This is a genomic window from Stenotrophomonas sp. YJH_SMC_80, from assembly GCF_059372495.1.
Genome location: NZ_JCAFVP010000008.1, coordinates 126785 through 153183, shown reverse-complemented (window position 1 = coordinate 153183; position 26399 = coordinate 126785). Strand labels below are relative to the sequence as shown.

Sequence of the window (26399 nt, the reverse complement as noted above, 5' to 3'; positions counted from 1 at the left end):
GACCGAAGGCCGCCCCGGAACGTCAGCTGCGCGCAAACGCCACGCCGGTCTTCTCCTTCAGCTCATCGTCGCCCACACCCGGCGCCGCTTCCACCAGCACCAGACCAGCATCGGTGACGTCGAACACGGCCAGGTCGGTGATGATGCGGTCGACCACGCCGACGCCGGTCAGCGGCAGCGTGCATTCGGCCAGGATCTTGTGCTCGCCGTTCTTGGCGGTGTGCTCCATCAGCACCACCACGCGCTGCACCCCGGCCACCAGGTCCATCGCGCCGCCCATGCCCTTGACCATCTTGCCGGGCACCATCCAGTTGGCCAGGTCGCCCTTGTCGGTGACCTGCATGGCACCGAGGATGGCCAGGTTGACGTGGCCGCCGCGGATCATCGCGAAGCTGTCGTGGCTGCCGAAATAGCTGGCACCGGCGCGTGCGGTCACGGTCTGCTTGCCGGCATTGATCAGGTCGGCGTCCACTTCCGCGTCGGTCGGGAACGGGCCGATACCGAGCAGACCGTTCTCCGACTGCAGCCACACGTCCACGCCTTCAGGGATGTGGTTGGCGACCAGTGTCGGCAGGCCGATGCCCAGGTTCACGTACGCACCATCGGTCAGTTCGCGGGCGGCGCGTGCCGCCATCTCGTCACGGGTCCACGCCATGTCAGTTGCCCTCCGCGCGGATGGTGCGCTGTTCGATGCGTTTTTCAGGATGCGCGTTGTGCACGATGCGGTGCACGTAGATGCCCGGCAGGTGCACCTGGTCCGGATCGATGGCGCCAACCGGCACGATCTCCTCGACCTCGGCGATGCAGACCTTGCCGGCCATCGCACAGGCCGGGTTGAAATTCCGAGCGGTCTTGCGGAACACCAGGTTGCCGGCCTCGTCGGCCTTCCACGCCTTGACCAGCGCCACGTCGGCCCGCAGCGCGGTTTCCATCACGTAGTGCTTGCCGTCGAACTCGCGGGTTTCCTTGCCCTCGGCCACCACGGTGCCGTAGCCGGTGGCGGTGAAGAACGCCGGGATGCCCGCACCGCCGGCACGCAGGCGCTCGGCCAGGGTGCCTTGCGGGTTGAATTCCAGCTCGAGCTCGCCGGCCAGGAACTGCCGCTCGAACTCCTTGTTCTCACCCACGTAGGACGAAATCATCTTCTTGATCTGCCGGGTTTCCAGCAGTTGGCCGAGGCCGAAACCATCAACGCCGGCATTGTTGGAGATCACGGTCAGGCCCTTGGCACCACTGTCGCGCAGCGCGGCGATCAATGCCTCGGGAATGCCACACAGGCCGAAGCCGCCCACGGCCAGCGTCTGGCCATCGGCGACCACCCCTTGCAGGGCCTCCGCCGCACTGGCGAAGCGCTTGCTGCGCTTGCCGGTGGAAGTCGATTGCTGCATTGCTGTACTACCCTGCACGTTGAGGATGACCGCATTCTAGCTGGAGGGCGGCGAAGGGCCTGGATGCGCCGCAGCAATGCACGGGCATCGCACTGGGTTCCGTAGAATGCCCGGTTCCCCTGCCATGGCCGGCCCCATGCCCGGCCCACCCTCGTTGATGGCCCAGACCTACACCGAAGAAGACCTGCTCCGCTGGATGGACGCGTGGACACTGGAAAAGAGCGAACGTTGCCTGTCCGGTGTCCGCAACATGCATCTGACCAGTGGAATGCTCATCGCCGAAGTGAAAGGCTCAGCCAGATATCCCTACCGGGTGGAAATCGATCTGGAAGCCAGCCTGCGCCATCCTCGCAGCCGCCTGCAAAGTGAATGCTCGTGCCCTGTCGGCCATCACTGCAAGCACGTGGCAGCCGTGCTGGTCGCCCACATGCTGGACGCAGCAGACCTGGGCGAGGACGATCCAGCGTCGGAGCACGAACCGGTCCAGTCGCCACGCCGCGAACTGCTGGAACAGCTGTCACGCTGGCAGTCCGTCAGAGCCCAGCCTCCCCGGTCACGTAGAAACGGCATCATCTTCGAGCTGTCCACGTTCAATCACCGGCCTTCCATCCTGCTCCGCCGCGTCAAATACGCCCTCGACGATACGATCGAGTTCGACAAGTGGCAGGACATCACCCCTCAGCTGTTGCTGGAACCGCCCGCCTACCTGACGCAGGCCGACCTGGCCGCGGTGGCGCAGCTGTGGGCCCTGCATCAGTCGGTAAAACCGCCGGAGTGGTTCGACGTCGGCACGATCCTGCAGTCGATCGTGTCCAGCGGGCATGGCTGGGTGTCATGTGGCATGCATGATCGCGTGCCGGCCAGGCCCGGCGCACCACGTCGCGGTACGTTGGGGTGGAGCGCAGAGACGACTCACGGCAGGTTGCTGCTGGCGCCGGCACTGAGCGTGGAAGGCGATGCGGACGGCCTCGTACTGGGATCTAGTGCCGGTTACCTGGATCCGGTCTCCGGTGAAGTCGGCCTTCTCCTGCTGGACGTCAAGCCGGAGGACGCGGACGCGTTCCTCGCCCTTCCCCACCTGCTCCCCGATGAGGAACCGATCGTGGCGCAACTGCTGCAACAGATCGACCCCGCGCTGCCGCGCCCCGGTGCAGGCGACACACTGCCTACGCTGCAGATCAGCGCCATGACCCCCGTGCTGCGCCTGCATACGATCAAATTCCGGCCGCCGTGGCTCGGCCCCCGCGACCCTTCGCAATGGGCCGATATCGCAACCGTGGCCTTCGAGTACGACGAGCACGTGCGGTTCCTGGATGATCCGAGCCTGTTCGCCCACGATCCGGAGGGCCAACTCGCACTGCTGCCCCGCGACCTGGGTGAGGAATCACGGCGCGAGGCCGAGCTGGGCACGGTGGGCTTGCATCGCGACACGGCTCCGCGGGCGCCACTGGAAGGCGCCGGCCCGCAGTTCCAGCTGCGTACCCATGACTGGACACGGTTCCTGCTGGACGACGTGCCGCGCCTGGAAGCCTTGGGCTGGAAGGTGGAGGCGGACGAGGATTTCCGCCATCGCATCACCCGGGTGGAGGAGATCGACCTGGACATCCAGGCGGACCCGGAAGACGCGGGCTGGTTCAACCTGGGCCTGGACATCCAGGTGGAAGGCCGCGATGTGTCGATGGTTCCGCTGCTGCAGCAGGTGCTGCAGGCCGACCCTCGCTGGATGCGTGGCCAGCTGGATGACATCGGCGACGACGAGAACATCCTGTTGACGACGGGCGACAACACGCGCCTGGCACTGCGGGCCGCACGACTCAAGCCGATCATGGCCCTGTTGGCGGACCTGTTTGCCCAGCGTGGCGCGCCGCTGCGCCTGTCTGCGCTTGACCGTGGCCGCCTGCAGGCGCTGCAGGACACTGCGCGCCTGCAGTTCCGTGGCCGCAAGGATACCCAGGCGCTCGTGCAGCGGCTGATGCAGGTACCCGCACCGAGCGAAGTACCGCCGCCGGCAGGGCTGGAGACAACGCTCCGCCCCTATCAGCTCGAGGGCCTGTCGTGGCTGCAGTACCTGCGCCAGCAGGGCTTGGGCGGCGTACTGGCCGATGACATGGGGCTGGGCAAGACTCTGCAGACCCTGGCGCATCTGCTGGTCGAGAAGGAAAGTGGCCGCCTGGACCAGCCGGCGCTGCTGGTGGTGCCGACCTCGCTGCTGCACAACTGGCAGAGCGAAGCGGCACGCTTCACCCCTGCCCTGCGTGTGCTGACCCTGCATGGACCGGCACGTGAAGCGCTGTTCGAGGCCATCCCCGAACACGATCTTGTACTGACCACGTACCCCCTGCTGTGGCGCGACGAGCAGGCGCTGCAGGCCTATGCCTACTATCTGCTGATTCTGGATGAAGCCCAGCAGGTGAAGAATCCGAAATCACGCGCTGCCGTCACCCTGCGCACGTTGCAGGCCCGCCATCGCCTGTGTCTGACCGGCACGCCGCTGGAAAACCACCTGGGCGAACTGTGGACGCAGTTCGATTTCCTGCTGCCCGGCCTGCTCGGCACCGAGAAGCAGTTCAACCAGCATTGGCGCCACCCCATCGAACGCGGCAGCGACCATCGCCGTGGCCAGCTGCTGGCGCAGCGGTTGCGCCCGTTCATCCTGCGCCGACGCAAGGACCAGGTCGCGTCGGAGCTTCCGCCCAAGACCCTCATTACCCGTACGGTCGAAATGGAGGGCGGCCAGCGTGATCTCTATGAAACCGTGCGTGCGGCAATGGAAAAGCAGGTGCGCGAGGCCATCAGCGGCAGCGGGCTGGCGCGCAGCCATATCGTGGTGCTGGATGCATTGCTGAAACTGCGCCAGGTCTGCTGCGATCCGCGCCTGCTGCCGGGCAACGCACCGGCACGGGCTGCAGGCTCGGCCAAACTGGATCTGTTGCGCGAGATGCTGCCGCCGATGGTCGAGGAAGGTCGTCGCATCCTGGTGTTCTCGCAGTTCACCGGCATGCTGTCGCTGATCGCGCAGGCGCTGGACGATCTGGGACTGGCCTATGTGACCCTGACCGGTGATACCCAGGACCGGGCCACGCCGGTGCAGCGTTTCATGCAGGGTGAAATCCCGGTGTTCCTGATCAGCCTCAAGGCAGGTGGCGTGGGGTTGAACCTGACCGCGGCCGACACCGTCATCCATTTCGATCCCTGGTGGAATCCCGCCGCCGAAAACCAGGCCAGTGACCGCGCTCACCGGATCGGCCAGCAGCAGCCGGTGTTCGTCTACCGGTTGATCGCTGCAGGCAGCATCGAAGAGCGGATTGCCGAGCTGCAGGAGCGCAAGGCCCTGCTGGCCGAATCGATTCTCGAAGGCGGTGGCAGCGCCGGGCCGCGCTTCAGCGAAGAAGACGTGCAGGCACTGCTGGCGCCACTGCCGGGCCTGCCGGCCAGACGTACCCGCAGGCCGGGCCGGCCGTCCAACACCCGCAGAGGAACGTAGAATCAGACCTGTTCGGCTGGAGCAAAAAAGCCGCAGTCTGAATGGCTCCAGCTGTTTTTGCTGGCTTGGTGAGGAGCGTCCGATCGACGGGGACAGCGGCCCTGACCTGCCCGGCCAAGCGCGAATTTTGCCTTCCAACATCTCCGAACCTGCATGCACAGCACGGGCTCAGCCGTTGGCCGGAATCAACTCCGACATTACCCTCTTCAACCCGTCCTGCCAGGATGGCAGCACGATGCCGAAATCCTGCTGCAACCGACGGTTGTCCAGCACCGACCAGGCCGGACGCTTGGCCGGCGTCGGATACTCGGAGCTGGGAATCGCCTCGACGGCGGGCACCTTCGGCAATACGCCCGTCGCCAGCGCCTCGGCAAAAATCGCCTCGGCAAAGCCATGCCAGCTGGTCTGGCCACTGGCGGTCAGGTGCCAGGTGCCCGACAACTGCCCCGGGTGCTGCAGTGCCTGCGCGGTGACATCGGCGATCAGCGCCGCCGGCGTCGGCGTACCCACCTGGTCAGCCACCACGCGCAGCTGCTCTCGCTCGGCGCCTAGACGCAGCATGGTGCGCAGGAAATTCGCACCATGCGAGGCATACACCCATGCCGTGCGGAAGATCAGGTGACGTCCTGCCGCTGCCCGTACGGCGTCCTCACCATCACGCTTGCTGGTGCCGTAGACACCCAGCGGCGCGGTCGGTTCGTCCTCACGGTACGGGGCAGTACCCTGTCCATCGAACACATAATCGGTGGAGTAATGCACGAACGGCACGCCATGCGCCGCACACCAGCATGCGATCACGCCCGGCGCCTGCGCGTTGGCCGCAAACGCAGCTTCCACGTCCTGCTCGGCACGATCAACGGCGGTATAGGCCGCAGCATTCACCACCACCGACGGCTGAAGACGGTCCAGCAGCGCCGGCAGACTGACGGGCTGGCCGAAATCAGCGGTTTCGCAGGCGCTGCCATCGGGCAGGACACCGCTGCGGGTGGTCGCGATCACCTTGCCGAGCGGTGCCAGCGCGCGCAGCAGCTCCTGGCCAACTTGGCCGTTGGCGCCGAACAGCAGAATGGTCACGGACTGTAGACCGGCAGGCGGTCTTCATCGATGTCCTTCAGGAAAGGCGCGTTCTCGTCCTTGGCAGACAGGGTCGGTGCACTGACCGGCCAGTCCACGGCGATGTCAGCGTCGTTCCAACGCACCGCGGCGTCGGCTTCCTTCACGTAGACATCGGTGCACAGGTAATGGAACAGCGCGGTCTCGGAGAGCACCGCGAAACCATGTGCGAAGCCCTCCGGAATCCAGAACTGCCTGCGGTTCTCCGCGCTCAGCACCAGCGCTTCCCACTGGCCGAACGTGGGCGAACCGCGGCGAATGTCCACGGCCACGTCGTAAACCTCACCCTCCAGTACGGTCACCAGCTTTCCCTGCGAACGCGGCCATTGGTAGTGCAGCCCGCGCAGCACGCCCCTGGAGGAGGAAGATATGTTGCTCTGCACGAATGCAGCCGGCAGGCCATGCTCGGCAAATCGGCCCGCATTCCAGGATTCAAAGAAGTACCCGCGCGCGTCGCCAAACACCGCCGGCTCGAGGATCTTGCAACCTTGCAGCCTTGTCTCAACCACCTTCACGGCACGAGGCCCCGCTGCAGCAGCTTCTTCAGGTATTGCCCGTAGGCGTTCTTGGCCAATGGCGCAGCCAGCGCTTCAAGCTGCGCGGCGCTGATCCAGCCCTTGCCGAAGGCGATCTCCTCCGGGCAGCAGACCTGCAGGCCCTGGCGGGTCTGGATGGTCTCGATGAAATTCGACGCTTCCAGAAGCGATTGGTGTGTACCGGTGTCCAGCCACGCATAGCCTCGCCCCAGCGCCTCCAAATGCAGGCTGTGCTCATCAAGGTAACGCTTGTTGAGATCGGTGATCTCCAACTCGCCCCGCGGCGACGGCGTCAGCTCGGCAGCGTAATCGCTGGCATTGCCGTCGTAGAAGTACAGGCCCGTCACTGCATAGTTCGAACGCGGATTCGCCGGCTTTTCGACCAAGTCGATGACCTTGCCGCTACTGTCGAACTCGGCCACGCCATAACGTTCCGGATCATTGACCCAGTAGCCGAATACGGTCGCCCCCTGATCGCGCTCATCGGCGCGACGGAGCATGTCACTCAAACCGTGTCCATGGAAGATGTTGTCACCCAGCACCAGGCAACTCGGCTTGCCGGCCACGAAATCGCGGCCGATCAGATAGGCCTGGGCCAGGCCATCGGGGCTCGGCTGCACCGCATACTGGATGTCCATGCCCCACTGCGAGCCGTCGCCCAGCAACTGCTGGAACAGCGCCTGTTCGTGCGGGGTGTTGACGATCAGCACCTCGCGGATCCCCGCCAGCATCAACACGCTGAGCGGGTAATAGATCATCGGCTTGTCGTACACCGGCAGCAGCTGCTTGCTGACGCCCTTGGTGATCGGATACAGCCGGGTTCCGGAGCCGCCGGCGAGGATGATGCCTTTACGCTGTGTCATTTCGTCTCCAGGGTTCAGGCCGCAGTGCCGATGCGCTGCAGACGGTAGCTGCCGTCCAGCACGCCGTTGACCCATTCCTGGTTGTCCAGGTACCAGTCGACGGTGAAGGCGATGCCCTGCTCGAAGGTATAGGCCGGCTCCCAGCCCAGGTCGTTCTTCAGTTTGGAGGCATCGATCGCGTAACGGCGGTCGTGGCCCGGCCGATCGGCGACGTAGGTGATCTGGCTGCTGCGCGGCTGGCCATCGGCGCGCGGGCGGCGCGCATCGAGCAGCGCGCAGATGGCCTGCACCACCTCGATGTTCTGCTTTTCCGAGTTGCCGCCCACGTTGTAGGTCTCACCCACCTGGCCCTTGGCCAGCACGGTGCGGATCGCTTCGCAGTGGTCGGTCACGAACAGCCAGTCGCGCACCTGCTTGCCGTCGCCGTAGACCGGCAGCGGCTCGCCGGCCAGCGCCTTGGCGATCACCAGCGGAATGAGCTTCTCGGGGAAGTGGTACGGGCCGTAGTTGTTGGAGCAGTTGGTGGTCAGCACCGGCAGCCCGTAGGTGTGGTGGAACGCCCGTACCAGATGGTCCGACGCGGCCTTGGACGCCGAATACGGCGAATTGGGCGCATACGGGGTGGTTTCACTGAACTTGCCGGTCTCGCCGAGGGTGCCGTACACCTCGTCGGTGGACACGTGCAGGAAGCGGAACGCCACGCCCTGCCCGGCCGGCAGGCCCTTCCAGTAATCGCGGACGGCTTCGAGCAAGCCCAGGGTGCCGACCACGTTGGTCTGGATGAACGCCCCCGGGCCATCGATCGAGCGATCCACATGGCTTTCGGCAGCGAAATTCAGCACCGCCTCAGGCTGGTGCTCAGCCAGCAGCCGCGTCACCAGCGCGCGGTCGCCGATGTCGCCCTGCACGAACACGTGGTCGGGATTGCCGTCCAGGCTGGCCAGGGTGGTCAGGTTGCCGGCATAGGTCAACGCGTCGAGGTTGACCACCTTGATACCGCGGGCAACCGCTTCGAGAACGAAGTTACCGCCAATGAACCCGGCGCCGCCGGTGACAAGCCATGTGGGCACTACCTGTTCTCCTGATCGTGAAGTCTTCGGTGAAGCGCCCGCAGGCGCCTCGACACAGCGGCACAGCATACAGTGCGGCCGCCTTCACGACGCCCTTTGGCAGGTGAACGAAACCCGGCCGCGGGCGCATTTCTGTCGCATCGCAACATAACCATACGCATTCGCATGGCCGATCAAGGCCAGTTAGAATCGGGGTCCCACCCCCGAACCGGTTGCTGTTGCAGGACCGGACGTTCTCCCTGTTACTGAAGGACCCCGTACCAGATGAAAATCCTCGTCGCGTACAAGCGCGTGGTGGACTACAACGTCCGCATTCAGGTCAAGCCGGACGGTTCCGGCGTGGTCACCGACGGCGTCAAGCTGTCCCCCAATCCGTTCGATGAAATCGCCCTGGAAGAAGCCCTGCGCCTGCGCGACAAGGGCATCGCCAGCGAAGTGGTGGTTGCCACGATCGCCCCGGCCGACGCCCAGGCCCACCTGCGCAACGGCCTGGCCATGGGCGCCAACCGCGCCATCCATGTGGTCACCGACCAGGCCATCCAGCCGCTGACCGCCGCCCGCGCCCTGCTCAAGCTGATCGAGAAGGAACAGCCGGAGCTGGTCATCCTCGGCAAGCAGGCCATTGACGACGACGCCAACCAGACCGGCCAGATGCTGGCCACGATCTGGGGCCGCCCGCAGGCCACCTTCGCCAGCAAGCTGGACATCGCCGATGGCAAGGCCACCGTGGTGCGCGAAGTCGACGCCGGCCTGGAAACGCTGGAAGTGGACCTGCCGGCCTTGGTCACCACCGACCTGCGCCTGAACGAGCCGCGCTTCATCAAGCTGCCGGACATCATGAAGGCCAAGGCCAAGCCGCTGGAAACCCTGCAGCTGGCCGAGCTGGGCGTTGAAGCCGCCGATACCCTGAAGACCACCCACTACGCCGCGCCGTCCAAGCGCAGCAAGGGCGTGATGGTCAAGGACGCCGCCGAACTGGTGGCCGCACTCAAGCAGAAGGGGTTGCTGTAATGAGCAAGGTTCTCGTCATCGCAGAACACCACGACGGCAAGCTCAACGCCGCCACCGCCAAGACGGTCAGTGCGGCCGCTGCGATCAGCGGCGCGCAGATCGACGTGCTGGTGCTGGCCGCCGACCCGGCCGCCGCCGCGGCCGAAGCGGCGAAGATCACGGGTGTGGCCAAGGTGCTGACCGTAGCCAATGCCGCCAACGCACACCCGGTGGCGCAGGTGCTGGCCCCGCAGATCGCCAAGGCCGCCGCCGGCTACAGCCATGTGTTCGGCCCGTCCACCACCTTCGGCAAGGACCTGATGCCGTGCGTGGCCGCCCTGCTGGGCGTGGCGCAGGTCTCGGACCTGATGGCCGTGGAAGGCAGCCATACCTTCAAGCGCCCGATCTACGCCGGCAACGCCATCATCACCGTCGAAGCACCGGCCGACCAGACCGTGGTCGCCACCGTGCGCACCGCCTCCTGGCCGGAAGCCGCCCAGGGCGGCAGCGCCAGCGTTGAAGCACTGAGCGTGGATGCGGCCCTGCCGGCCCACACCCGTTTCGTCGGCCTGGCCGCGGCCAGCAGCGACCGCCCGGACCTGCAGAGCGCCAAGCGCGTGGTCTCCGGCGGCCGTGGCGTCGGCTCGGAAGAGAACTTCAAGGTGATCTACCAACTGGCCGACAAGCTCGGTGCCGCCGTGGGTGCCTCGCGCGCCGCCGTGGACGCCGGCTACGTGCCCAATGAGCTGCAGGTCGGCCAGACCGGCAAGATCATCGCACCGGAGCTGTACGTCGCCGTGGGTATCAGCGGTGCCATCCAGCACCTGACCGGCATCAAGGACGCCGGCACGATTGTCGCCATCAACAAGGACGGCGATGCGCCGATCTTCGAGATCGCCGATATCGGCCTGGTGGGGGACCTGTTCACGATTCTGCCGCAGCTGGAACAGGCGCTGGGCTGATCACCGCGCAAAGGAATCGCATAATCAAGAGGTTATGCGACCCCCCCCTTTTTCTCGACCGGCAAGGATGCTGGACAGGATCACCCGCCTTTGCGGAGCCTGTCGCTATAATCGGCGGTCACCCCCGTAAGGACCGCATTGATGACGCTTCCGAGTTTCAAGGCCTATGACATCCGTGGCCGTGTGCCGGATGAACTCGACGCCTCGCTGGCCCGACGCATCGGAGCGGGTACCGCAACCTTGCTCGGTCCCGGTCCCGTCATCGTCGGGCACGACATCCGGCTGAGCAGCCCCGAGCTCATGCAGGCGGCCATCGAAGGCATCAAGGCCAGCGGTCGCGATGTCATCGATATCGGCCTGTGCGGCACCGAGGAAGTGTATTTCCAGACCTTCCACCGCAAGGCGGCCGGCGGCATCATGGTCACGGCCAGCCACAATCCGATGGATTACAACGGCATGAAGCTGGTCCGCGAAGGCGCCAAGCCGATCAGCGGTGACACCGGCCTGTTCGATATCCGCGATTTCGCTGCCTCCGACGCCCCGCTGGGCAACGGCACCGGCACGGTGACGGAGGATGCCGACAAATCGGCGTATATCCAGCACCTGCTCGGCTACATCGACGTGGCCGACCTGAAGCCGCTGAAGATCGTCACCAACCCGGGCAATGGCGGCGCGGGACTGGTCATCGACCAGCTGGCTCCACACCTGCCGTTCGAATTCATCCGCATCCAGCATGAAGCCGACGGCAGTTTCCCGAACGGCATCCCCAACCCGCTGCTACCGGAAAACCGCGCGGCCACGCGCGATGCCGTGCGCGCGCATGGCGCGGACTTCGGCATCGCCTGGGACGGCGATTTCGATCGTTGCTTCTTCTTCGATGCCGACGGCAACTTCATCGAGGGCTACTACCTGGTCGGCCTGCTGGCCACCGCCCTGCTCGCCCGCCAGCCCGGCGGCAAGGTCATCCACGACCCGCGCCTGACCTGGAACACCGTGGAAATGGTCGAGCAGGCCGGCGGCGTACCGATCATGAGCAAGACCGGGCACGCCTTCATCAAGGAGCGCATGCGCGCCGAAGACGCGATCTACGGCGGCGAAATGAGTGCGCACCACTATTTCCGCGAGTTCGCCTACTGCGACTCCGGCATGATCCCCTGGCTGCTGATCGCCCAGCTGGTCTCCAGCACCGGCAAGTCGTTGGGCGAACTCGTGGCCGACCGCATGCAGGCGTTCCCGTGCAGCGGCGAGATCAACTTCCGCGTGGACGATGCCAAGGCCACGATCGCGCGTGTTCTCGCCCATTTCCAGAAGGACACCCCGGCCCTGGATCACACCGATGGCGTCAGCGCCGAGTTCCCGCAGTGGCGCTTCAACCTGCGCAGCTCCAACACCGAGCCGCTGCTTCGCCTGAACATCGAAACCCGGGGTGACGCCACACTTCTGGCGCAACGCACTGAAGAACTGACCGCCCTGATCGGCGGCAGCGCACCCCAACATTAAGTAAGGAAGGATCCCCATGCTCCCCATCGTTCCCGTCATCCTCTCCGGCGGCTCCGGCACGCGCCTGTGGCCGCTGTCGCGCGAGGCCTATCCGAAGCAGTTCCTGCCGCTGGTCGGCGAGGACACCATGCTGCAGGCCACCTGGAAGCGCGTGGCGTCGATTGCCGGCGCCGCACCGATCGTGGTGGCCAACCAGGAGCACCGCTTCATGGCGGCCGAGCAGCTGCGTGAGTGCAAGGTCGTGCCGCAGGCACTGATTCTGGAACCGATTGGCCGCAACACTGCCCCGGCCATCGCCATCGCCGCCCTGCAGGCGCTGGCCAACGGCGATGATGCGCTGCTACTGGTGCTGCCGTCCGACCATGTGGTGCGCAAGGAAGCGGCGTTCCATGCCGCCGTGAAGCAGGCCGCCGTGGCCGCCGAGGCCGGCAAGCTGGTGACCTTCGGTATCGTGCCGACCGCCCCGGAAACCGGCTACGGCTACATCAAGGCCAGCGCCGGCGACGGCGTGCACGCGGTCGATCGTTTTGTCGAGAAGCCCGACCTGGCCACCGCCGAGACGTACGTCGCCTCCGGCGAGTACTACTGGAACAGCGGCATGTTCCTGTTCAAGGCCTCGCGCTACCTGAAGGAGCTCGAAGCGCTGCAGCCGGCCATCCTGGCCGCCTGCCGCACCGCGCTGGACAAGGCCGCGCGCGACAACGACTTCATCCGTCTGGATGCCGAGGCCTTCGCCGCCAGCCCAAACGATTCCATCGACTATGCCGTGATGGAAAAGACCGCCGATGCCGCCGTGGTGCCGCTCGATGCCGAATGGAACGACGTGGGCTCGTGGTCGGCGCTGTGGGAAGTGTCGGACAAGGATGCCGATGGCAACGCCTGCCATGGCGATGTGATCGCGCTGGACTGCAAGGACAGCTACGCCTACGGCACCCGCCTGATCACGATGGTTGGCCTGCAGGACGTGGTCGTGGTGGAAACCGATGATGCCGTGTTCGTGGGCCACAAGGACCGCGTGCAGGACGTCAAGGAGATCGTCGGCCAGATCAAGCGTGATGGCCGCAGCGAAGCGGCCGCCCACCGCAAGGTCTACCGCCCCTGGGGCGCCTACGATTCGATCGACAATGGCGCCCGCTTCCAGGTCAAGCGCATCACGGTCAAGCCCGGCGCCACCCTCAGCCTGCAGATGCACCATCACCGCGCAGAGCACTGGATCGTGGTCAGCGGCACCGCCGAGGTGACCCGCGGCGAGGAGGTGATCCTGCTGACCGAGAACCAGAGCACGTACATTCCCCTGGGCGTCACCCACCGCCTCAAGAATCCGGGGAAGCTGCCGCTGGAGCTGATCGAAGTGCAGTCCGGCAGCTACCTGGGCGAGGACGACATCGTACGTTTTGAAGACCAGTACGGCCGTGCGCAGTAAGTGCCCGCCCTTCCTTCCCCTGCTTGCCTGCCTGCGGACTCCATGGACGCCCTGATTCCCGTCAACTCCCTTTCCCGTCACATTGCACCGTTGCAGGACGCGCTGTCGTCACTTGCCGGCACCGTCATCGCCAGCGGCTACTACGTGCTGGGCCCGAACGTGAAGGCGTTCGAGCAGGAATTCGCCCGTTACTGCGGTGCGGCGCACTGCATCAGCGTTGCCAATGGCACCGACGCGCTCGAGCTCTCGCTCAAGGCCCTGGAGGTGGGCACCGGCGATCGTGTGGCAGTGGTCGCCAACGCGGCGATGTATGGCACCAGTGCGGTCCTTGCCTGCGATGCCACCCCGGTATTCGTCGATACGAATGCCGATGATGGGCTGATGTCCGTTGCCGCGCTGAAGGCGGTGCTGGACAGCGCGCCGCTGCCCAAGGTGGTCATCGTGACCCACCTGTACGGCAAGTTGGCCCAGATCGAGGAGATCGTCGCCCTGTGCCACGACCGCGGCATCAAGGTGCTGGAAGACTGCGCGCAGGCCCATGGTGCCGAGCGCGGCGGGCACCGGGCCGGCAGTTTCGGTGACATCGCCTCGTTCAGCTTCTATCCGACCAAGAACCTGGGCGCACTGGGCGACGGTGGCGCCATCGTGACCTCCGACGAGGCGCTGGCGCTGCGCGCCACCCAGTTGCGCCAGTACGGCTGGACGGCCAAGTACACCAACAGCCTGGCGGGCGGGCGCAACAGCCGCCTGGACGAACTGCAGGCCGCCCTGCTGCGCCACATGCTGCCGCTGCTCGATGGCTGGAACCAGCGCCGGCGCGACATCGCCAACCGCTATGCCGCCGGCCTGCGTTCTGATCGGGTGCGCCACATCGGCACCGTCGGCAACGAGCACGTCGCACATCTGTACGTGGTCCGCTGCGACAACCGTAATGCGCTGCGGGCCCACCTGCAGGCGGCCGGCGTGCAGACCGAGGTGCACTACCCGCTGTGCGATCACCGCCAGCCCTGCCACCAGGGCCGCTTCGACGCCGTCTCGCTGCCGCATACCGAAGCCGATGCGGCGCAGGTGCTGACCCTGCCCTGCTTCCCGGAGCTGACCGACGCGGAAGTCGACACGGTCATCGCCGCGTGCAACCGGTACTGACGGCCATGGCGCCTTCGCTCGCGCTGGTCGTCCCCATCTACGGCAACGAGGGATCGATCGACGACCTGCTGCATGCCGTGGAGTACATCGCAAGCTCGGTCGAAGGCAGCTTCGAGGCCATCTTCGTCGTCGACGGCAGCCCCGACCGCAGCTACGCACTGCTGCGCGAAAAGCTGCCCGGCTGTACGTTCCGCGCGCAGCTGGCGAGCCTGACCCGCAATTTCGGTGCGTTCCCCGCGATCCGCGCCGGGCTGGAGCTCAGCCGCAGCGACCTGACCGCCGTGATGGCGGCGGATCTGCAGGAGCCGCCGGAGCTGGTGATCAATTTCTGGAAGCAGTACGTGCAGGACACCTACGACGTCGCCTTCGGCGTGCGTGAGGCCCGCAACGACCCGATGGGTTCCAAGCTGGCGTCCACCCTGTTCTGGGAGGTCTATCGCCGTCTGGTGATCAAGGACATTCCCAAGGGGGGCGTGGACATCTTCGCGGTCAGCCGTGACTTCCGCGAACGCCTGCTGAGGCTCAACGAAGCCCATTCCAGCCTGCTGGCGCAGCTGTTCTGGCTGGGCGGCAAGCGCGCGTTCGTCAGCTACCAGCGGCGCGAGCGGCAGCACGGCAAGAGCGGCTGGACGCTGCGCAAGAAACTGCGCTACCTGTCCGACAGCGTCTTCGCCTTCACCGACCTGCCCGTGCGCATGCTGACCGCGCTAGGGCTGGTGGCGCTTGTGTTCACGGCCCTGCTCGGTGTGCTGGTACTGGCAGCCAAACTGTCCGGGCTAGTCGCGGTGCCCGGTTACGCCGGCACCATGCTGACCATCCTCTTCTTCGGCGCGCTCAACTCCCTCGGGCTGGGCATCGTCGGCACCTACGCCTGGCATGCCTTCGAGAACACCAAGGCTCGCCCGCTTTCCATCCTGCAATCCGTCGACCTTTTCGAGAAGGAGCTCCCGTGAGCCACTATGTCCATCCCAATGCCCTCTGCGAGAGCGATCAGATCGGTGAGGGCAGCCGCATCTGGGCATTCGCACACGTGCTGCCGGGTGCGCGTATCGGACGCGAGTGCAACATCTGCGATGGTGTCTTCATCGAAGGCGACGTGGTGGTCGGTGACCGGGTCACGGTGAAGTGCGGCGTGCAACTGTGGGATGGCGTGCGACTGGATGATGACGTGTTCATCGGCCCCAATGCCACCTTCACCAACGACCTGTTCCCGCGCAGCAAGGTCTATCCGGAAAAGTTCCTCGGGACCGTGGTGGAATCGGGCGCCTCCATCGGTGCCAATGCCACCATTCTGGCCGGCACCACCATCGGCAGCGGCGCGATGATCGGCGCGGGCGCCGTGGTGACCCGTTCGGTGCCACCGAACGCGATAGTGGTCGGCAACCCCGCGCGCATCGTGGGTTACGTGTCGGACAAGGAAGGGACGGCAGCGGCCACCGATGCGGGCAAGCAGGGTGTTTCCGACACCGTGGTGCCGGGCGTGAAGCTCTACCGCATGCCCAGCTTCGTGGACATGCGCGGCTCGCTGTCGGTAGGCGACTTCGACAGCTTCCTGCCGTTCCATGCCAAGCGCTATTTCCTCGTGTACGGCGTTCCCACCCAGGAAACCCGTGGTGAGCACGCCCACAAGCGCTGCCACCAGTTCCTGGTCTGTGTCTCGGGCTCGGTCCGGGTGCTGGCCGATGACGGCAGCCGTCGCATCGATGTGGAGCTGAACTCGCCTGACCAGGGCATCCATCTGCCACCGATGATCTGGGGTACGCAGTACAAGTATTCCAAAGACGCGGTGCTGCTTGTGTTCGCTTCCGAGCCCTACGATTCGGACGAATACATCCGCGACTACACCGAGTTCAAGTCTCTGGCCAATGCCGCAGGTTGATTCCCGCGGTACACGCCCCCCCACGCCACCGGAACCGGCGCGCCCTGCATTTCATGTGCTGGTCCTGCGGTTCCTGGTGGGCGGTGCACTGAACACGGGGGCAACGTTGGTCCTTTACTGGGTGCTGCTGCGCTTCATCCATTACCAAGCGGCCTATCTTGTCAGCTACTGCGCCGGCATCGTGTTGAGCTATGCCCTGAACACCCGCTATGTGTTCAGGGCAAGGCACAGCTGGCTCAAGTTCGCGGTATTTCCGCTGATCTATGTCGTGGTCTATGCACTGGGGGCGTTGACCCTGAAAGTGGCCGTGGGCCATCTGCAGGTGCCACCCGCGCTTGGCCCACTGATCTCCATCATCGTTACGCTTCCTGTCTCATTCCTGCTGACACGGGCGCTGCTGCAGCGTCCCGGTCGCTAACCGCATCCCAGGCGAGATGCCTGCCCCACCTGCCCGGCAACGAGCCTTTACATGAACCTCCGCACTCATTTCACTCAACCCGCCACCTTCCTGCAGCGCTGGGGGTTCCTGGCAATTCCCTGCGCGATCATGATCGTCCTGCTGTGGTTGCCGTTCGGGTTCAGCATCACCGGCCTGATCGAGGAGTGGGACGTGCTCGCCCTGTTCACCCTGCACGAGCCCTTCGTGTGGGTGGGCCCGGAAAGTCCACTGGCCGCGCATCGGCTTCGCCCGTTGACCATCGCGCCACACGCGATCGGCTACATGCTGGATCGGAACTCCTTCGCGTACTGGCATCTGCTGCTGATGGGGTCGCTGCTGCTCAAGGGCATCGGTGCCAGCCTGGCAGGCTGGTGGCTTACCCACTCGCGACGCTGGGCCGTCGTGTTCGGCCTGCTGGTGGTGCTCTACCCGGCGGACACCATGCAGTTGTCGTTCCGCTCGTTCCACATCAACTGGTCCATCGCGTTGTCGCTGCTTGGCGTGGCGGCATGCGCATATGGCTACACCCTGCGCAAGTCCCGGCAGCAGACCCTGGCAATGCTGCTGGCCGTACCCTGCGCGGTGCTTGCAACCTTTGCCTATGAGGCGGCGCTCACATTCGTGGTGGTCCCGCTGTTGTTGCTGTATGCGCGCTTCGGTCTCCGTGGCGCGTTGGGCCTGGTCAAACGCCACCGCTGGGTGACCGCGTGGTGGATCCTCGGCGTTGCGATCAACATCGGCTACGTTCTGTATGTCAAGGGCAGTGGCGCCACCTACCAGGACACCCTGGTCGGTCCGACTATCGATCTGATGGACCGCCTGCAACGGGTGATCGGTGTCGGCTTCGGGCGCACCGTGCTGGGTGGTTGGCTGGATGCGATTGCCATCTGCTGGTACGAGTACCGCACCCGCCTGTACCTGCTGCTTTCAGCGGTGCTGATTGGCTACGCCGTCTGGCGCAGCAGCCGTCCCCTGCCGCAGGAAGATGGCGTGGCTGAGATCGCCGCGACTTCGGCCTCGGTGGTGAGAATGGCGATCATCGCACTGGTGATGATCGGTCTGGGCTACCTGCCCTTCGCCGCCTCGCTACCGCACCTGCTGATCTCACAACGCACGTTCCTCGGCGCTTCCCCCGGTGGTGCGCTGCTCTGCGTGGCCGTGCTGATCGCGATGACCCGCCGCAGTTGGGGCATCGGCGTGGTGCTGACCACTGTCGCCCTGGTGGTGGCGTTTGGCGCACAAATGTTCCAGTTCGAGCATTACCGTCGTCTGTCGAATGCCCAACAGGTCCTGCTCGGCGATATCGTCGAGAACGCGCCGCCCTTCCGTCCCGACCAGACCCTGGTCATCATCGACAAGCGCGATCAGCTGAACGATGTGTGGATGGTCCGGGAGGGCATGGTGATGGCCCTCACCTACCTGTATGACCGTCAGATCGAGCGGCCGGTGATCTGCAGCCCTGCGGGGGGCATCTGGCAGCTCCCCAATGCGGAGGGTCGCGTGGGAACCTGCGAGGAATCCGCAGAGGGCTGGACGCTGACCGAAGCACCGATGACGGGCACGCCCGGCGAAGCACCGCCGAGCCGCCTGCTGCGCCGCGACCAGGCTGTCGTGGTGACGCTGGAGGCCGATGGAACGACAACCTCCAGCGTCCCCGCGGATGAACGGGTTCAGTACAAGCGCATGCTGGAAACCGGACATTCGAGCCTGGCCGAGCGCTATCGTCACATCCTGCGCCGCCAGCCTTGGCCTCTGGCATTCGATCAGTTCCGGAGCCACCGCGGCGGCAACAGCTTCCGCTGGGACTTCGGTCGCTGGTGGAGCATGGAAGAACCGACCCGCGGTTCCGGCTGGACCGGCAGCGGCTGGGTCATCGACCATCGCCTGCTGCCGATCTGGCGTTCAGTTGCGTGGAAGACCCTGCCGGAAGCCACGCTGCAGTTCGATCTGCTTCCTGCGCCCCGTCCCTACACCCTGACCGCGCGGGTCCTCCAGATCTTCCCTCCGGCAACCCCGGAGTCGATCAAGGTGCGTGTGAACGACCAGTGGCTCGCCGTCCACTGGCATGACGCCACGACCTTGAGCGTGGATGTGCCGGCCGCTGCGCTGCGGATTGGCACCAACGTGATCGCCTTCGACAGCCCGGTGACAGCGGACCCGACCCCGTTGAGCATCCAGGTCGACTGGGTCGATCTGGCCCCGGCCCCCCCCACTCCCACGAAGTGAGTCCGCGCTGTATCATTCGCCTCGTTGCATGTCCACCATTCCACGTCCTGGAAGGATTGCCGTCGATGGATCCGACCACTTCAATCCAACAGCTCATCGAGCATTTCATGAATACTAAGTACCGTAGACTTGCACTCCCGCTGATTCTGGCTTCCACCTTTACCCTGGCAGCCTGTTCTTCCGGCGACAGCGAAACCCCGGCTTCAGCGCAGCAGGCAGCGGCACCGGCAGACGCACCGGCGGCCAGCGCCGCACAGAACAAGCCGCTGACCCAGGAAGAAGTGTCCATCGCGATCGAGCAGGTCGGGCAGGCCACCTACAACGCCGCCGATGACACCCTGACCGTCGCCTTCAAGGTCACCAACAATGGCAAAGCCACCCTGCCCGCCACCGGCGGCCAGAACGTGTCGGCCGGTGTGCTGCAGCTGGTACCGGACCCGGGCAATGCCGACGGCAAGCGTGGCCAGGACATCGGCCGGGCCGTGTTCAACGGTGACCTGCAGGTCGGCCAGTCGCAGGAACTGAAGGCCTCCGTTCCGGCTGCCCTGCTGGTCGGCAACAAGCTCCAGGTTGAGCTGGTGCAGGAAGGCGTGGCGTGGTTTGGCTTCAACTTCAAGCAGCCGGTGCTGATCCTCGGCCCGTTTGCGCGCTGCGCCGACGGCAAGGGCCTGTGCGACGACAAGGGTGCGCCGATCGCGGCGGCCACCTCGCCGTAATCGCCCTGAAAGCCTGAAAAAAACGCCCCGGCAGCTTCCGCTCCGGGGCGTTTTTATTGGGATCCACCCCGGGCGCCGGGGCGGGTCACCGTATCTGGATGACTCAGGCGTGCAGCATCCACTGCAAGGTTTCACGCAGGGGCCGGAAGGTAATCCCCCCCGTCAGCGTGGTGAATCGGGCATTCGAGCCGGCAAGGCGATCGACATCATGGCTGCGGATCAACTCGGCATCGCTTTCAATCGCAAACTCCAGTCCGGAGATCTCGCTGACAGTTTCGATGACGCTGCGCAGCGAGGTCGGAATGCCGCTGCAGATATTAACCACATCGCCACGGCACCCCTGCTCGATCAGCATGCCGTAGCAGCGGACGAGATCACGCACATCAGTGAAGTCACGCTCGACATCAAGATTGCCCAGGCGCAAATCGGTACTGCCACGGCGCGCGTGGTCGATGACTTTGGCAACGAAGAACGAAGGCGACTGCCCGACTCCAGTGTAATTGAACGGACGGGTCAGCATGATGGGCAACCGGTCCATGTACAACGTGCCGACATGCTCACTCGCCACCTTGCTGATGGCGTAGTCGTTGAATGGCGCCATCGGCGAAGTCTCATCCAGCAGGCAACTGGAAGAGGCCCCGTAGACGTGGGCACTGCTGGGCAGCAGCACGCTTTTCGGCGCCGTACCCAGCTCTGTCAGCGCTTCCAGCAGGTTGCGCGTGCCCATGATGTTGGCTTGGTAGATCGCGGAGACATCACGATGGGTTACGTGTGAAACCCCCGCCAGATGGACAACCACCTGCGGCTGCAGCCGCTTCATCACCGCGCCGATCGCATCGGGGTCGAGAATGTCCGCGACTTCATTGTCGCGCCCTGGAACAGGGTTGCGACTGATCCCCTTCACCTGGTAACCAAGCCGCTCCAGTTCCGCGGCCATATAGGGGCCGGTGAATCCTTCGATTCCCGTTATCGCTGCAATGGGCTTCATGCAAGTTTTCCGGACCATCAACTGCTGTGGAGGGAGCGCGGCAAGCCAGGCGCGTAGCGCCTGCCTGCCGCGATCGAACGATAAGGCCAGCAGAATGTGCCGCGAATCAGAACGAAGCGCCGGCCTCATTGCGGCGCAGGTCGGCCTTGACCATCATCTCGCACAGCTCCTCGAGCGTGGTCGACGGCTCCCAGCCCAGTTCACGCTTGGCCTTTTCCGGATTGCCGATCAACAGATCAACTTCCGCCGGGCGGTGGAACTTGGGATTGATCTTCACCAGGACCTTGCCACTGGCCGTGCAGGTGCCGACCTCGTCCAGACCCGTGCCATTCCAGGCCAGTTCGACACCGATCGCCTTGAACGCCATGGTGACGAAATCGCGCACGGTCTCGGTACGGTTGGTGGCCAGCACGTAGGTATCCGGCACCTCGACCTGCAGCATGCGCCACATACCTTCAACGTATTCCTTGGCAAAGCCCCAGTCGCGCTTGGCGTCAAGGTTACCCAGCTCCAGCACATCCAGCTTGCCCAGCTTGATCTTGGCAACCGAGTCGGTGATCTTGCGGGTCACGAACTCACGGCCACGCAGCGGCGATTCATGGTTGAACAGGATGCCGCTGGCACCAAAGATGCCGTAGGACTCACGGTAGTTCACAGTGATCCAGTGAGCGTACAGCTTGGCCACACCGTAAGGGCTACGCGGGTAGAACTGGGTCTGCTCGGTCTGCGGCACCTGCTGCACCAGGCCGAACATCTCCGAGGTCGACGCCTGGTAGAAGCGGATCTTCGGGTTGACCGCGCGGATCGCCTCGAGCAGGTTCAGCGCACCCAGCGCAGTGATCTGCGCGGTCAGCACCGGCTGGTCGAAGGACACGCCCACAAAACTCTGCGCTGCCAGGTTGTAGACCTCGGTCGCACCGCTGTCCTGCAGCAGGCGGATCGAGGAGCCGATGTCCTGCAGATCGTGCTCGACCAGGTGCAGATTCGGGTGCTTGTCGATGCCCAGCTCTTCGATACGCCAGAAGTTGACCGAGCTGGTACGACGATAAGTGCCGTAGACCTTGTAGCCCTTCTCAAGCAGCAGCTGCGCCAAGTAAGCGCCGTCCTGGCCAGAGATACCGGTGATGACTGCAGATTTCATGCTGTTTTCCTGAATGATTGGGAATTCGTAGGGGAGGACCGCATCAGAGACTGAACATGCCGTCGAGCATGCCAGCCAGCCTGCCTGCCGAGGGGCTGTTGCCAGGCACCCCCAGCCGCCCCAGCTCGCGGCCAAGCGCCCTGGCAGTGGCAATGTAGGGTTCGCTTTCTATGAACTCCGGCATCAGTGCATCAAGCCCCATGGCATAGCGCACGGCGGAGAATTCGTCACGAGCCCAGGCGCGTGCACGCGCGCCCATCTCACGAGCGGCGCCGCGTTCGCGGTCAACGAAGTGCAATTGCGCCAGAAGCTCTTCCGTGCAATCGCCCTGCGGGATTTTCAGCACATACTCATCGGGAAGGTCCGCGTAGAAACCAGCATTGGACACCACCACTGGCACCCCCGACTGCATGCCCTCGATCGCGGAGGCCGAGGCCCCTTCCAGCGCTGGATCGCGCAGGCAGCAGATGGCGTCGGCCTCTGCCATGCCTTCCACAAGGCGTTCATCGCTGACCCGGCCTTCGAGCACCAGGCCCCGGAAACCAACTTCCGCGCAGACCGATTCCAGGCGCCTGCGCTCCTGGTCACTGATACCTCCAAGCACGTGGTATTCGGTGCGGGCGGCCAGCGCGGGATCCAGCATCAACGCACGTACGACTGTGTCGACACACTTGTTCGGATTCACTACGCCCAGCGTGCACAGGCGCAGGCGACTGTGATCGTCCACCGCTGAACGCAGGTCCTGCCGTACGTCAGGCGCCGGATAGGCCAGCGAGAGCTTATGCACCGGCCCAGGGCAACGGGCCTGCACTTTCGACCGGTAGAACTCGGAGTGGATGATGCAACCCAGCAGATCCGACACGGCCCATTGGGTCATGGGGAAATGCGCTGCGGCCACCGGCATGATGGTCTCGGAGGTCGCCGCAGCACACAGCTCACCGGCCTCCTGGCCATACAGCCCCTGGATGATCCGTGGCGCATCGTGAGGACGGCCCTCGGCCTTCAATCGGTCCCAGAACAGGTTCAGAACGAACCAGTCGTGCATGATGCCGATGAACGGACGCTTGCGCGCCAGATCGAAGATGCCACCGTGGAAACCGTAGTGATCACCGATGTTGGCGAACACCAGATCCGCGGTACGCAGCCACTCTTCTTCCATCGCGCTGCCCGAACGCAGGACGACCGGATCAGGCAAGGCCGGATAGGCAGCGGCCTCGCCGGTTTCAGTACGATAGATGGCGACATCGTGGCCCAGCCCACGCAGGGCGTTAACGACGTGGACACTGAAGCGAGCGATCGCCGATGGTCCACAGTAGGGGCCGGCCCAGACAATCTTCATCGCGTCAGTTTCTCCACTGTCGATGCCCAGTTGATGTCCAGGCGGGTCCATGAGTCGTATGCGTTGCTGCCGCGCTCACGGGTCTGCGCCCGTGCGGCGAATGCTTCGGTCATGGCAGCAGCGATCTCACTGGTATCGTCGGCGCACACCCAGCCGTTGAGCCCCTGCTTGATCAGCTCGGTCAAATCGCCGGAATCGTCCACGGTGATGACCGCCTTGCGCGACTGGCAGGCTTCCATGGTCACGTAGCCGAAGGAATCTTCCGCCATCGGCAGATAGGCACATGCCAATGCACCATTCACGTAGTCGGCGATGACCTGACGTGGGTGGAATCCAATATCCAGTTTTACACGGCTCTGCAGGCCATGGCTCTCCACCAGCGCACGCAGGCGCTGCTCGTCCGCCGGGGTATCGGCCGGCCCGGCGATGATCAGCTTGACCGGCGACCGGGTCTGCGCAAGCGCCTCGATCAGCCGGTGCTGACGCTTGCCGGCATTGATGCGGCCGCCAGCGAAGATGTAATCACCATACTCGCCGCCGGTAAACAGCTCGGCATCGTTCAAGGGGGCGCGCAGCAGTTCGGACGGGATGCCGTTGTAGTGCATCAACCGCTCCTGCACAGTGCGGCCTACGGCATAGATGCTCTGCGCCAACGAGAATGCATCATTGTCCGCTTCGGTGATCGCGGCACGGATCTGCCGGCCCTCCGGAGTATCGGGAATGTTGCTGTGGCCGGCATCCCACATGTCATAGGCCTGGCGGTACTGATGCGCAAGCCAGAAGACCTTCTCGTCGAAGGGCAGCAGGTACGCCGGGAACTTCATGGCGATGACCCGGTCGACATTGAGCAGGCGCATGCTGCGGCACATCAGCATCTCATCGATGATCCGTTCCGGCGGCTGCCACGAGAACGGGATGCGCAGCAGCTCGGACTGGTGCCCTGCCTGGCGCAGGTGAACGACGAGCTGGTCCGCGAGTTCTTCCGCGCCACCCCGCAGTCCCGGCACCATGTTGTTGACAACAAGGACCTTCATGACAGCAAACGCTCCAGGACGTGGTCCCAGTTGATCTTCAATTCCTGCACGCGCGCTTTGGCAGCTTCGCCCATGCGGCGGGTGTGCTCGCGGTCCATCCACAATGCGTCGATGGCCTCGGCAAGTGCCCGCGGGTCCGGCTCGGCGATCATGCCGTTGTGGCCATGCTGGACAAACTCGAGCACGCCGCCGGAATCGGTGGTGGTGATGATCGGCTTCGCCGATTGTGCCGCCTCCAGCGACGGATAGCCGTAGGAATCCTCATCCTCGGGCAGGTACGCCGCAGCCAGCGCAGTGGACAGCCACTGAGCCTTCTCTTCCTCGGTGATCCAACGGTCAACGCAGGCAACCCGATCCTGAAGGCCTTCGGCAACGATGAAGGCGCGCAGACCATTGGTGTAGCCGGGCCCACTGCTGGTACCGCACAGGCGCAGCTTGACCGGGGTGGTCACGTACTTGAACGCTTCCAGCAACAGGTGCTGGCGCTTGTGCTGCTCCATGCGGCAGACGTACACGATCTCGTCGCCCTGGCCTGCATCCCGGAAATGGGACACATCGAACAGGGGGGGATACAGCACCTCGGCATCCAGGCCGTTGTAGCGCTTGACACGATCGGCAACCACCTGTGAATTGGTGAAAAGCCGGTGCGACTCTGCCAGCGCCGTGGTATCAGCCCTCGCCAGCGCGCCGCGCAGGGCGCGGTGGCGGGCATCATCAGGGAAGCCGCGATAAGGCGTATCCCACATGTCGTAGTACATGCGGAAATGATGGATGAACCACGCCACCTTCTTCGGATGCTGGATCAGGTGGGCCGGCGGCCGGGTGGTGATCACCCGGTCAACCGAATCGGACAGATTCATTATCCGATAGGCCGCCATCTGCTGCAGCAGTTCAGTCGGCGTCTCGACCATCGGCAGGTAGATGATCTCCACCTGGTGGCCATGCTCGCGCAGACGGCTTCCAAGCCAGTCAACGATGAAGCGTGCTCCACCATTGACGAACGGTACAAAGGACGAACAGATGGCAATACGCAAGGTCAGGCGCTCACGCGGCCGATGGCCGAAACCAGGGCTTCCACGACGCGCTCGACGTCCTCGACAGTGAGGCCGGCGTGCGTCGGCAGATTGATGCCACGCGCAGCCTGGTCGTTGGCGACCGGGTAGGCGGCCCCGTCTTCGAGGTAAGGCGGCAGCACATGCATCGGGTAGAACACCGGGCGCGTTTCGATCCCATCGGCATCCATCAGGCGCATCACTTCATCGCGCTGCTGCTCGCTCAGGCCAGTCAACAGCACGGTGTACATCCAGTAGACATGGTGGGCGTACTCGGCCACAGCCGGACGCTCGACCAGATCCGCATGCTGCGCAAAGGCCGCCTCATACCAGCCGGCAACGCGCTGGCGCACCTGCAGGGCTTCGTCGATACGCTCCATCTGGGCCACGCCGATCGCTGCAGCAACATTGGTCATGCGGTAGTTGAAACCCACCACCGGGAACCAGTAGCGGCGCTTCGGGTCCATGCCCTGGCCGCGGTACAGGCGCAGGCGGGAGGCCAGCTCATCATCATTGGTGGTCACCATGCCACCTTCGCCGGTAGTGATGATCTTGTTGCCGAAGAAGCTGAAGGTGGCGCAATCACCGATGCCACCCACGCGGGTGCCCTGATACTCGGCACCATGCGCCTCAGCGGCGTCTTCCACGACCTTGAGGTTGTGGCGGCGCGCGATCTCCATGACCGGCCCCATGTTGGTCGGATGGCCATACAGGTGCACCACGATGATCGCCTTGGTGCGGGGCGTGATCAGGGCTTCCAGCTTGGCCGGATCCATGTTCATGGTGCCCGGCTCGGAGTCGACCAGGACCGGCTTGGCGTTGCAGTAGGCAACCGCATTCGCCGTGGCGATGTAAGTCAAGGTCGGGATCAGCACTTCGTCGCCTTCGCCGACCCCCAACGCCACCAGCGCCAGGTGAATGGCGGTCGTGCCGTTATTGATCGCCACCGCATGGCGAACACCGCAGAAGTCCGCGAAGCTCTGCTCGAAACGACCAATGAACTCACCCGCCGAAGAGATCCACGTTGAATCCAGGCACTGGCCCACGTACTTCTTTTCATTTCCGGAGAGGCTGGGCACTGCTACCGGAATCCGCTTTGACGCCAACATT

The 26399-nt window shown here is 64.6% G+C and carries 23 protein-coding genes; 11 read left to right on the top strand and 12 right to left on the bottom strand.

Going from position 1 to position 26399, the window contains the following annotated elements; all coding sequences use genetic code 11:
- Nucleotides 1-22: 22 nt before the first annotated feature.
- Together AC5P99_RS14470 and AC5P99_RS14465 are read right to left on the bottom strand one after the other, a co-directional pair.
- Nucleotides 23-655: a CoA transferase subunit B gene (locus tag AC5P99_RS14470; RefSeq protein WP_049402799.1), complete on the bottom strand. Its 633-nt coding sequence runs from the start codon at nucleotides 653-655 to the stop codon at nucleotides 23-25.
- A 1-nt stretch (nucleotide 656) separates the two neighbouring features.
- On the bottom strand, nucleotides 657-1388 hold the full coding sequence (locus AC5P99_RS14465) for a CoA transferase subunit A (RefSeq protein WP_049402800.1): 732 nt from the start codon (nucleotides 1386-1388) through the stop codon (nucleotides 657-659).
- A gap of 157 nt (nucleotides 1389-1545) precedes the next feature.
- Between AC5P99_RS14465 and AC5P99_RS14460 the strand changes: the two genes are divergently transcribed.
- Nucleotides 1546-4872 carry a DEAD/DEAH box helicase gene (locus AC5P99_RS14460; RefSeq protein ID WP_495213270.1) on the top strand — a complete coding sequence of 1109 codons (3327 nt, stop codon included), beginning with the start codon at nucleotides 1546-1548 and terminating at the stop codon, nucleotides 4870-4872.
- A gap of 168 nt (nucleotides 4873-5040) precedes the next feature.
- On the opposite strand, the gene rfbD is transcribed toward AC5P99_RS14460, so the two are convergent.
- From rfbD to rfbB, 4 genes are read right to left on the bottom strand one after another with little or no spacing between them, the layout of a single operon-like run.
- Complete coding sequence (rfbD, locus tag AC5P99_RS14455; protein WP_049450001.1) at nucleotides 5041-5946, bottom strand: dTDP-4-dehydrorhamnose reductase; 906 nt, start codon at nucleotides 5944-5946, stop codon at nucleotides 5041-5043.
- Entirely contained in the window at nucleotides 5943-6500 is a 558-nt protein-coding gene (gene rfbC, locus AC5P99_RS14450; protein WP_049450000.1) for a dTDP-4-dehydrorhamnose 3,5-epimerase, read from the bottom strand. Before rfbC ends, rfbD begins: the two co-directional genes overlap by 4 nt.
- Nucleotides 6497-7384, bottom strand: a complete 888-nt coding sequence (gene rfbA, locus AC5P99_RS14445) for a glucose-1-phosphate thymidylyltransferase RfbA (protein ID WP_049449999.1) — start codon at nucleotides 7382-7384, stop codon at nucleotides 6497-6499. The genes rfbC and rfbA overlap by 4 nt, the downstream gene beginning before the upstream one ends.
- Nucleotides 7385-7398: 14 nt before the next feature.
- On the bottom strand, nucleotides 7399-8454 hold the full coding sequence (gene rfbB, locus AC5P99_RS14440; protein WP_495213266.1) for a dTDP-glucose 4,6-dehydratase: 1056 nt from the start codon (nucleotides 8452-8454) through the stop codon (nucleotides 7399-7401).
- Between the two features lie 264 nt (nucleotides 8455-8718).
- Here rfbB and AC5P99_RS14435 point away from each other — a divergent pair, with 264 nt between their 5' ends.
- From AC5P99_RS14435 to AC5P99_RS14390, 10 genes are all read left to right on the top strand, one after another.
- Nucleotides 8719-9465, top strand: coding sequence for an electron transfer flavoprotein subunit beta/FixA family protein (locus AC5P99_RS14435; protein WP_049449997.1), 747 nt, complete (start codon nucleotides 8719-8721; stop codon nucleotides 9463-9465).
- Nucleotides 9465-10406, top strand: coding sequence for an electron transfer flavoprotein subunit alpha/FixB family protein (locus AC5P99_RS14430; RefSeq protein WP_049449995.1), 942 nt, complete (start codon nucleotides 9465-9467; stop codon nucleotides 10404-10406). The genes AC5P99_RS14435 and AC5P99_RS14430 overlap by 1 nt, the downstream gene beginning before the upstream one ends.
- 141 nt (nucleotides 10407-10547) lie before the next feature.
- Nucleotides 10548-11906: a phosphohexomutase domain-containing protein gene (locus AC5P99_RS14425; protein WP_088436271.1), complete on the top strand. Its 1359-nt coding sequence runs from the start codon at nucleotides 10548-10550 to the stop codon at nucleotides 11904-11906.
- A 16-nt stretch (nucleotides 11907-11922) separates the two neighbouring features.
- On the top strand, nucleotides 11923-13329 hold the full coding sequence (locus tag AC5P99_RS14420; protein WP_049449991.1) for a mannose-1-phosphate guanylyltransferase/mannose-6-phosphate isomerase: 1407 nt from the start codon (nucleotides 11923-11925) through the stop codon (nucleotides 13327-13329).
- Nucleotides 13330-13371: 42 nt separating this feature from the next.
- Nucleotides 13372-14475 (top strand): DegT/DnrJ/EryC1/StrS family aminotransferase, encoded by a 1104-nt coding sequence (locus AC5P99_RS14415; RefSeq protein WP_049449989.1) that lies wholly within the window; start codon nucleotides 13372-13374, stop codon nucleotides 14473-14475.
- Between the two features lie 5 nt (nucleotides 14476-14480).
- The gene (locus AC5P99_RS14410) at nucleotides 14481-15428 is read left to right on the top strand and encodes a glycosyltransferase family 2 protein (protein WP_223017042.1); all 948 of its coding nucleotides are present in this window, start codon (nucleotides 14481-14483) and stop codon (nucleotides 15426-15428) included.
- Nucleotides 15425-16354, top strand: coding sequence for a WxcM-like domain-containing protein (locus AC5P99_RS14405; protein ID WP_049449986.1), 930 nt, complete (start codon nucleotides 15425-15427; stop codon nucleotides 16352-16354). The genes AC5P99_RS14410 and AC5P99_RS14405 overlap by 4 nt, the downstream gene beginning before the upstream one ends.
- Nucleotides 16341-16772 carry a GtrA family protein gene (locus AC5P99_RS14400; protein WP_049449984.1) on the top strand — a complete coding sequence of 144 codons (432 nt, stop codon included), beginning with the start codon at nucleotides 16341-16343 and terminating at the stop codon, nucleotides 16770-16772. Before AC5P99_RS14405 ends, AC5P99_RS14400 begins: the two co-directional genes overlap by 14 nt.
- Before the next feature lie 51 nt (nucleotides 16773-16823).
- Nucleotides 16824-19019: a hypothetical protein gene (locus AC5P99_RS14395; RefSeq protein ID WP_049449983.1), complete on the top strand. Its 2196-nt coding sequence runs from the start codon at nucleotides 16824-16826 to the stop codon at nucleotides 19017-19019.
- A gap of 107 nt (nucleotides 19020-19126) precedes the next feature.
- Nucleotides 19127-19735 (top strand): hypothetical protein, encoded by a 609-nt coding sequence (locus AC5P99_RS14390; RefSeq protein WP_123958203.1) that lies wholly within the window; start codon nucleotides 19127-19129, stop codon nucleotides 19733-19735.
- A 103-nt stretch (nucleotides 19736-19838) separates the two neighbouring features.
- Here AC5P99_RS14390 and AC5P99_RS14385 read toward each other — a convergent pair whose 3' ends face one another.
- The 6 genes from AC5P99_RS14385 to AC5P99_RS14360 form a co-directional block, all read right to left on the bottom strand.
- Nucleotides 19839-20723 (bottom strand): NAD-dependent epimerase/dehydratase family protein, encoded by an 885-nt coding sequence (locus tag AC5P99_RS14385; RefSeq protein ID WP_065427938.1) that lies wholly within the window; start codon nucleotides 20721-20723, stop codon nucleotides 19839-19841.
- A 106-nt stretch (nucleotides 20724-20829) separates the two neighbouring features.
- On the bottom strand, nucleotides 20830-21864 hold the full coding sequence (gene gmd, locus AC5P99_RS14380; RefSeq protein WP_049449977.1) for a GDP-mannose 4,6-dehydratase: 1035 nt from the start codon (nucleotides 21862-21864) through the stop codon (nucleotides 20830-20832).
- Between the two features lie 43 nt (nucleotides 21865-21907).
- Nucleotides 21908-23203, bottom strand: coding sequence for a glycosyltransferase family 4 protein (locus AC5P99_RS14375; RefSeq protein WP_049449976.1), 1296 nt, complete (start codon nucleotides 23201-23203; stop codon nucleotides 21908-21910).
- Nucleotides 23200-24237, bottom strand: a complete 1038-nt coding sequence (locus AC5P99_RS14370) for a glycosyltransferase family 4 protein (RefSeq protein WP_049449975.1) — start codon at nucleotides 24235-24237, stop codon at nucleotides 23200-23202. The genes AC5P99_RS14375 and AC5P99_RS14370 overlap by 4 nt, the downstream gene beginning before the upstream one ends.
- Nucleotides 24234-25271: a glycosyltransferase family 4 protein gene (locus AC5P99_RS14365; RefSeq protein ID WP_049449973.1), complete on the bottom strand. Its 1038-nt coding sequence runs from the start codon at nucleotides 25269-25271 to the stop codon at nucleotides 24234-24236. Before AC5P99_RS14365 ends, AC5P99_RS14370 begins: the two co-directional genes overlap by 4 nt.
- A gap of 2 nt (nucleotides 25272-25273) precedes the next feature.
- Entirely contained in the window at nucleotides 25274-26398 is a 1125-nt protein-coding gene (locus tag AC5P99_RS14360; protein WP_049449972.1) for a DegT/DnrJ/EryC1/StrS family aminotransferase, read from the bottom strand.
- Between the last annotated feature and the right edge of the window lies 1 nt (nucleotide 26399).

What these genes read in the sequence shown, in the direction of transcription:
- AC5P99_RS14420 (WP_049449991.1), top strand. Translation starts at nt 11,923, where the DNA reads ATGCTCCCCATCGTTCCCGTCATCCTCTCCGGCGGCTCCGGCACGCGC.
- gmd (WP_049449977.1), bottom strand. Translation starts at nt 21,864, where the DNA reads ATGAAATCTGCAGTCATCACCGGTATCTCTGGCCAGGACGGCGCTTAC.
- AC5P99_RS14375 (WP_049449976.1), bottom strand. Translation starts at nt 23,203, where the DNA reads ATGAAGATTGTCTGGGCCGGCCCCTACTGTGGACCATCGGCGATCGCT.
- AC5P99_RS14470 (WP_049402799.1), bottom strand. Translation starts at nt 655, where the DNA reads ATGGCGTGGACCCGTGACGAGATGGCGGCACGCGCCGCCCGCGAACTG.
- AC5P99_RS14385 (WP_065427938.1), bottom strand. Translation starts at nt 20,723, where the DNA reads ATGAAGCCCATTGCAGCGATAACGGGAATCGAAGGATTCACCGGCCCC.
- AC5P99_RS14360 (WP_049449972.1), bottom strand. Translation starts at nt 26,398, where the DNA reads ATGTTGGCGTCAAAGCGGATTCCGGTAGCAGTGCCCAGCCTCTCCGGA.
- AC5P99_RS14400 (WP_049449984.1), top strand. Translation starts at nt 16,341, where the DNA reads ATGCCGCAGGTTGATTCCCGCGGTACACGCCCCCCCACGCCACCGGAA.
- AC5P99_RS14435 (WP_049449997.1), top strand. Translation starts at nt 8,719, where the DNA reads ATGAAAATCCTCGTCGCGTACAAGCGCGTGGTGGACTACAACGTCCGC.
- AC5P99_RS14460 (WP_495213270.1), top strand. Translation starts at nt 1,546, where the DNA reads ATGGCCCAGACCTACACCGAAGAAGACCTGCTCCGCTGGATGGACGCG.
- AC5P99_RS14430 (WP_049449995.1), top strand. Translation starts at nt 9,465, where the DNA reads ATGAGCAAGGTTCTCGTCATCGCAGAACACCACGACGGCAAGCTCAAC.
- AC5P99_RS14395 (WP_049449983.1), top strand. Translation starts at nt 16,824, where the DNA reads ATGAACCTCCGCACTCATTTCACTCAACCCGCCACCTTCCTGCAGCGC.
- AC5P99_RS14390 (WP_123958203.1), top strand. Translation starts at nt 19,127, where the DNA reads ATGAATACTAAGTACCGTAGACTTGCACTCCCGCTGATTCTGGCTTCC.
- AC5P99_RS14425 (WP_088436271.1), top strand. Translation starts at nt 10,548, where the DNA reads ATGACGCTTCCGAGTTTCAAGGCCTATGACATCCGTGGCCGTGTGCCG.
- AC5P99_RS14415 (WP_049449989.1), top strand. Translation starts at nt 13,372, where the DNA reads ATGGACGCCCTGATTCCCGTCAACTCCCTTTCCCGTCACATTGCACCG.
- AC5P99_RS14465 (WP_049402800.1), bottom strand. Translation starts at nt 1,388, where the DNA reads ATGCAGCAATCGACTTCCACCGGCAAGCGCAGCAAGCGCTTCGCCAGT.
- AC5P99_RS14410 (WP_223017042.1), top strand. Translation starts at nt 14,481, where the DNA reads ATGGCGCCTTCGCTCGCGCTGGTCGTCCCCATCTACGGCAACGAGGGA.
- AC5P99_RS14370 (WP_049449975.1), bottom strand. Translation starts at nt 24,237, where the DNA reads ATGAAGGTCCTTGTTGTCAACAACATGGTGCCGGGACTGCGGGGTGGC.
- rfbA (WP_049449999.1), bottom strand. Translation starts at nt 7,384, where the DNA reads ATGACACAGCGTAAAGGCATCATCCTCGCCGGCGGCTCCGGAACCCGG.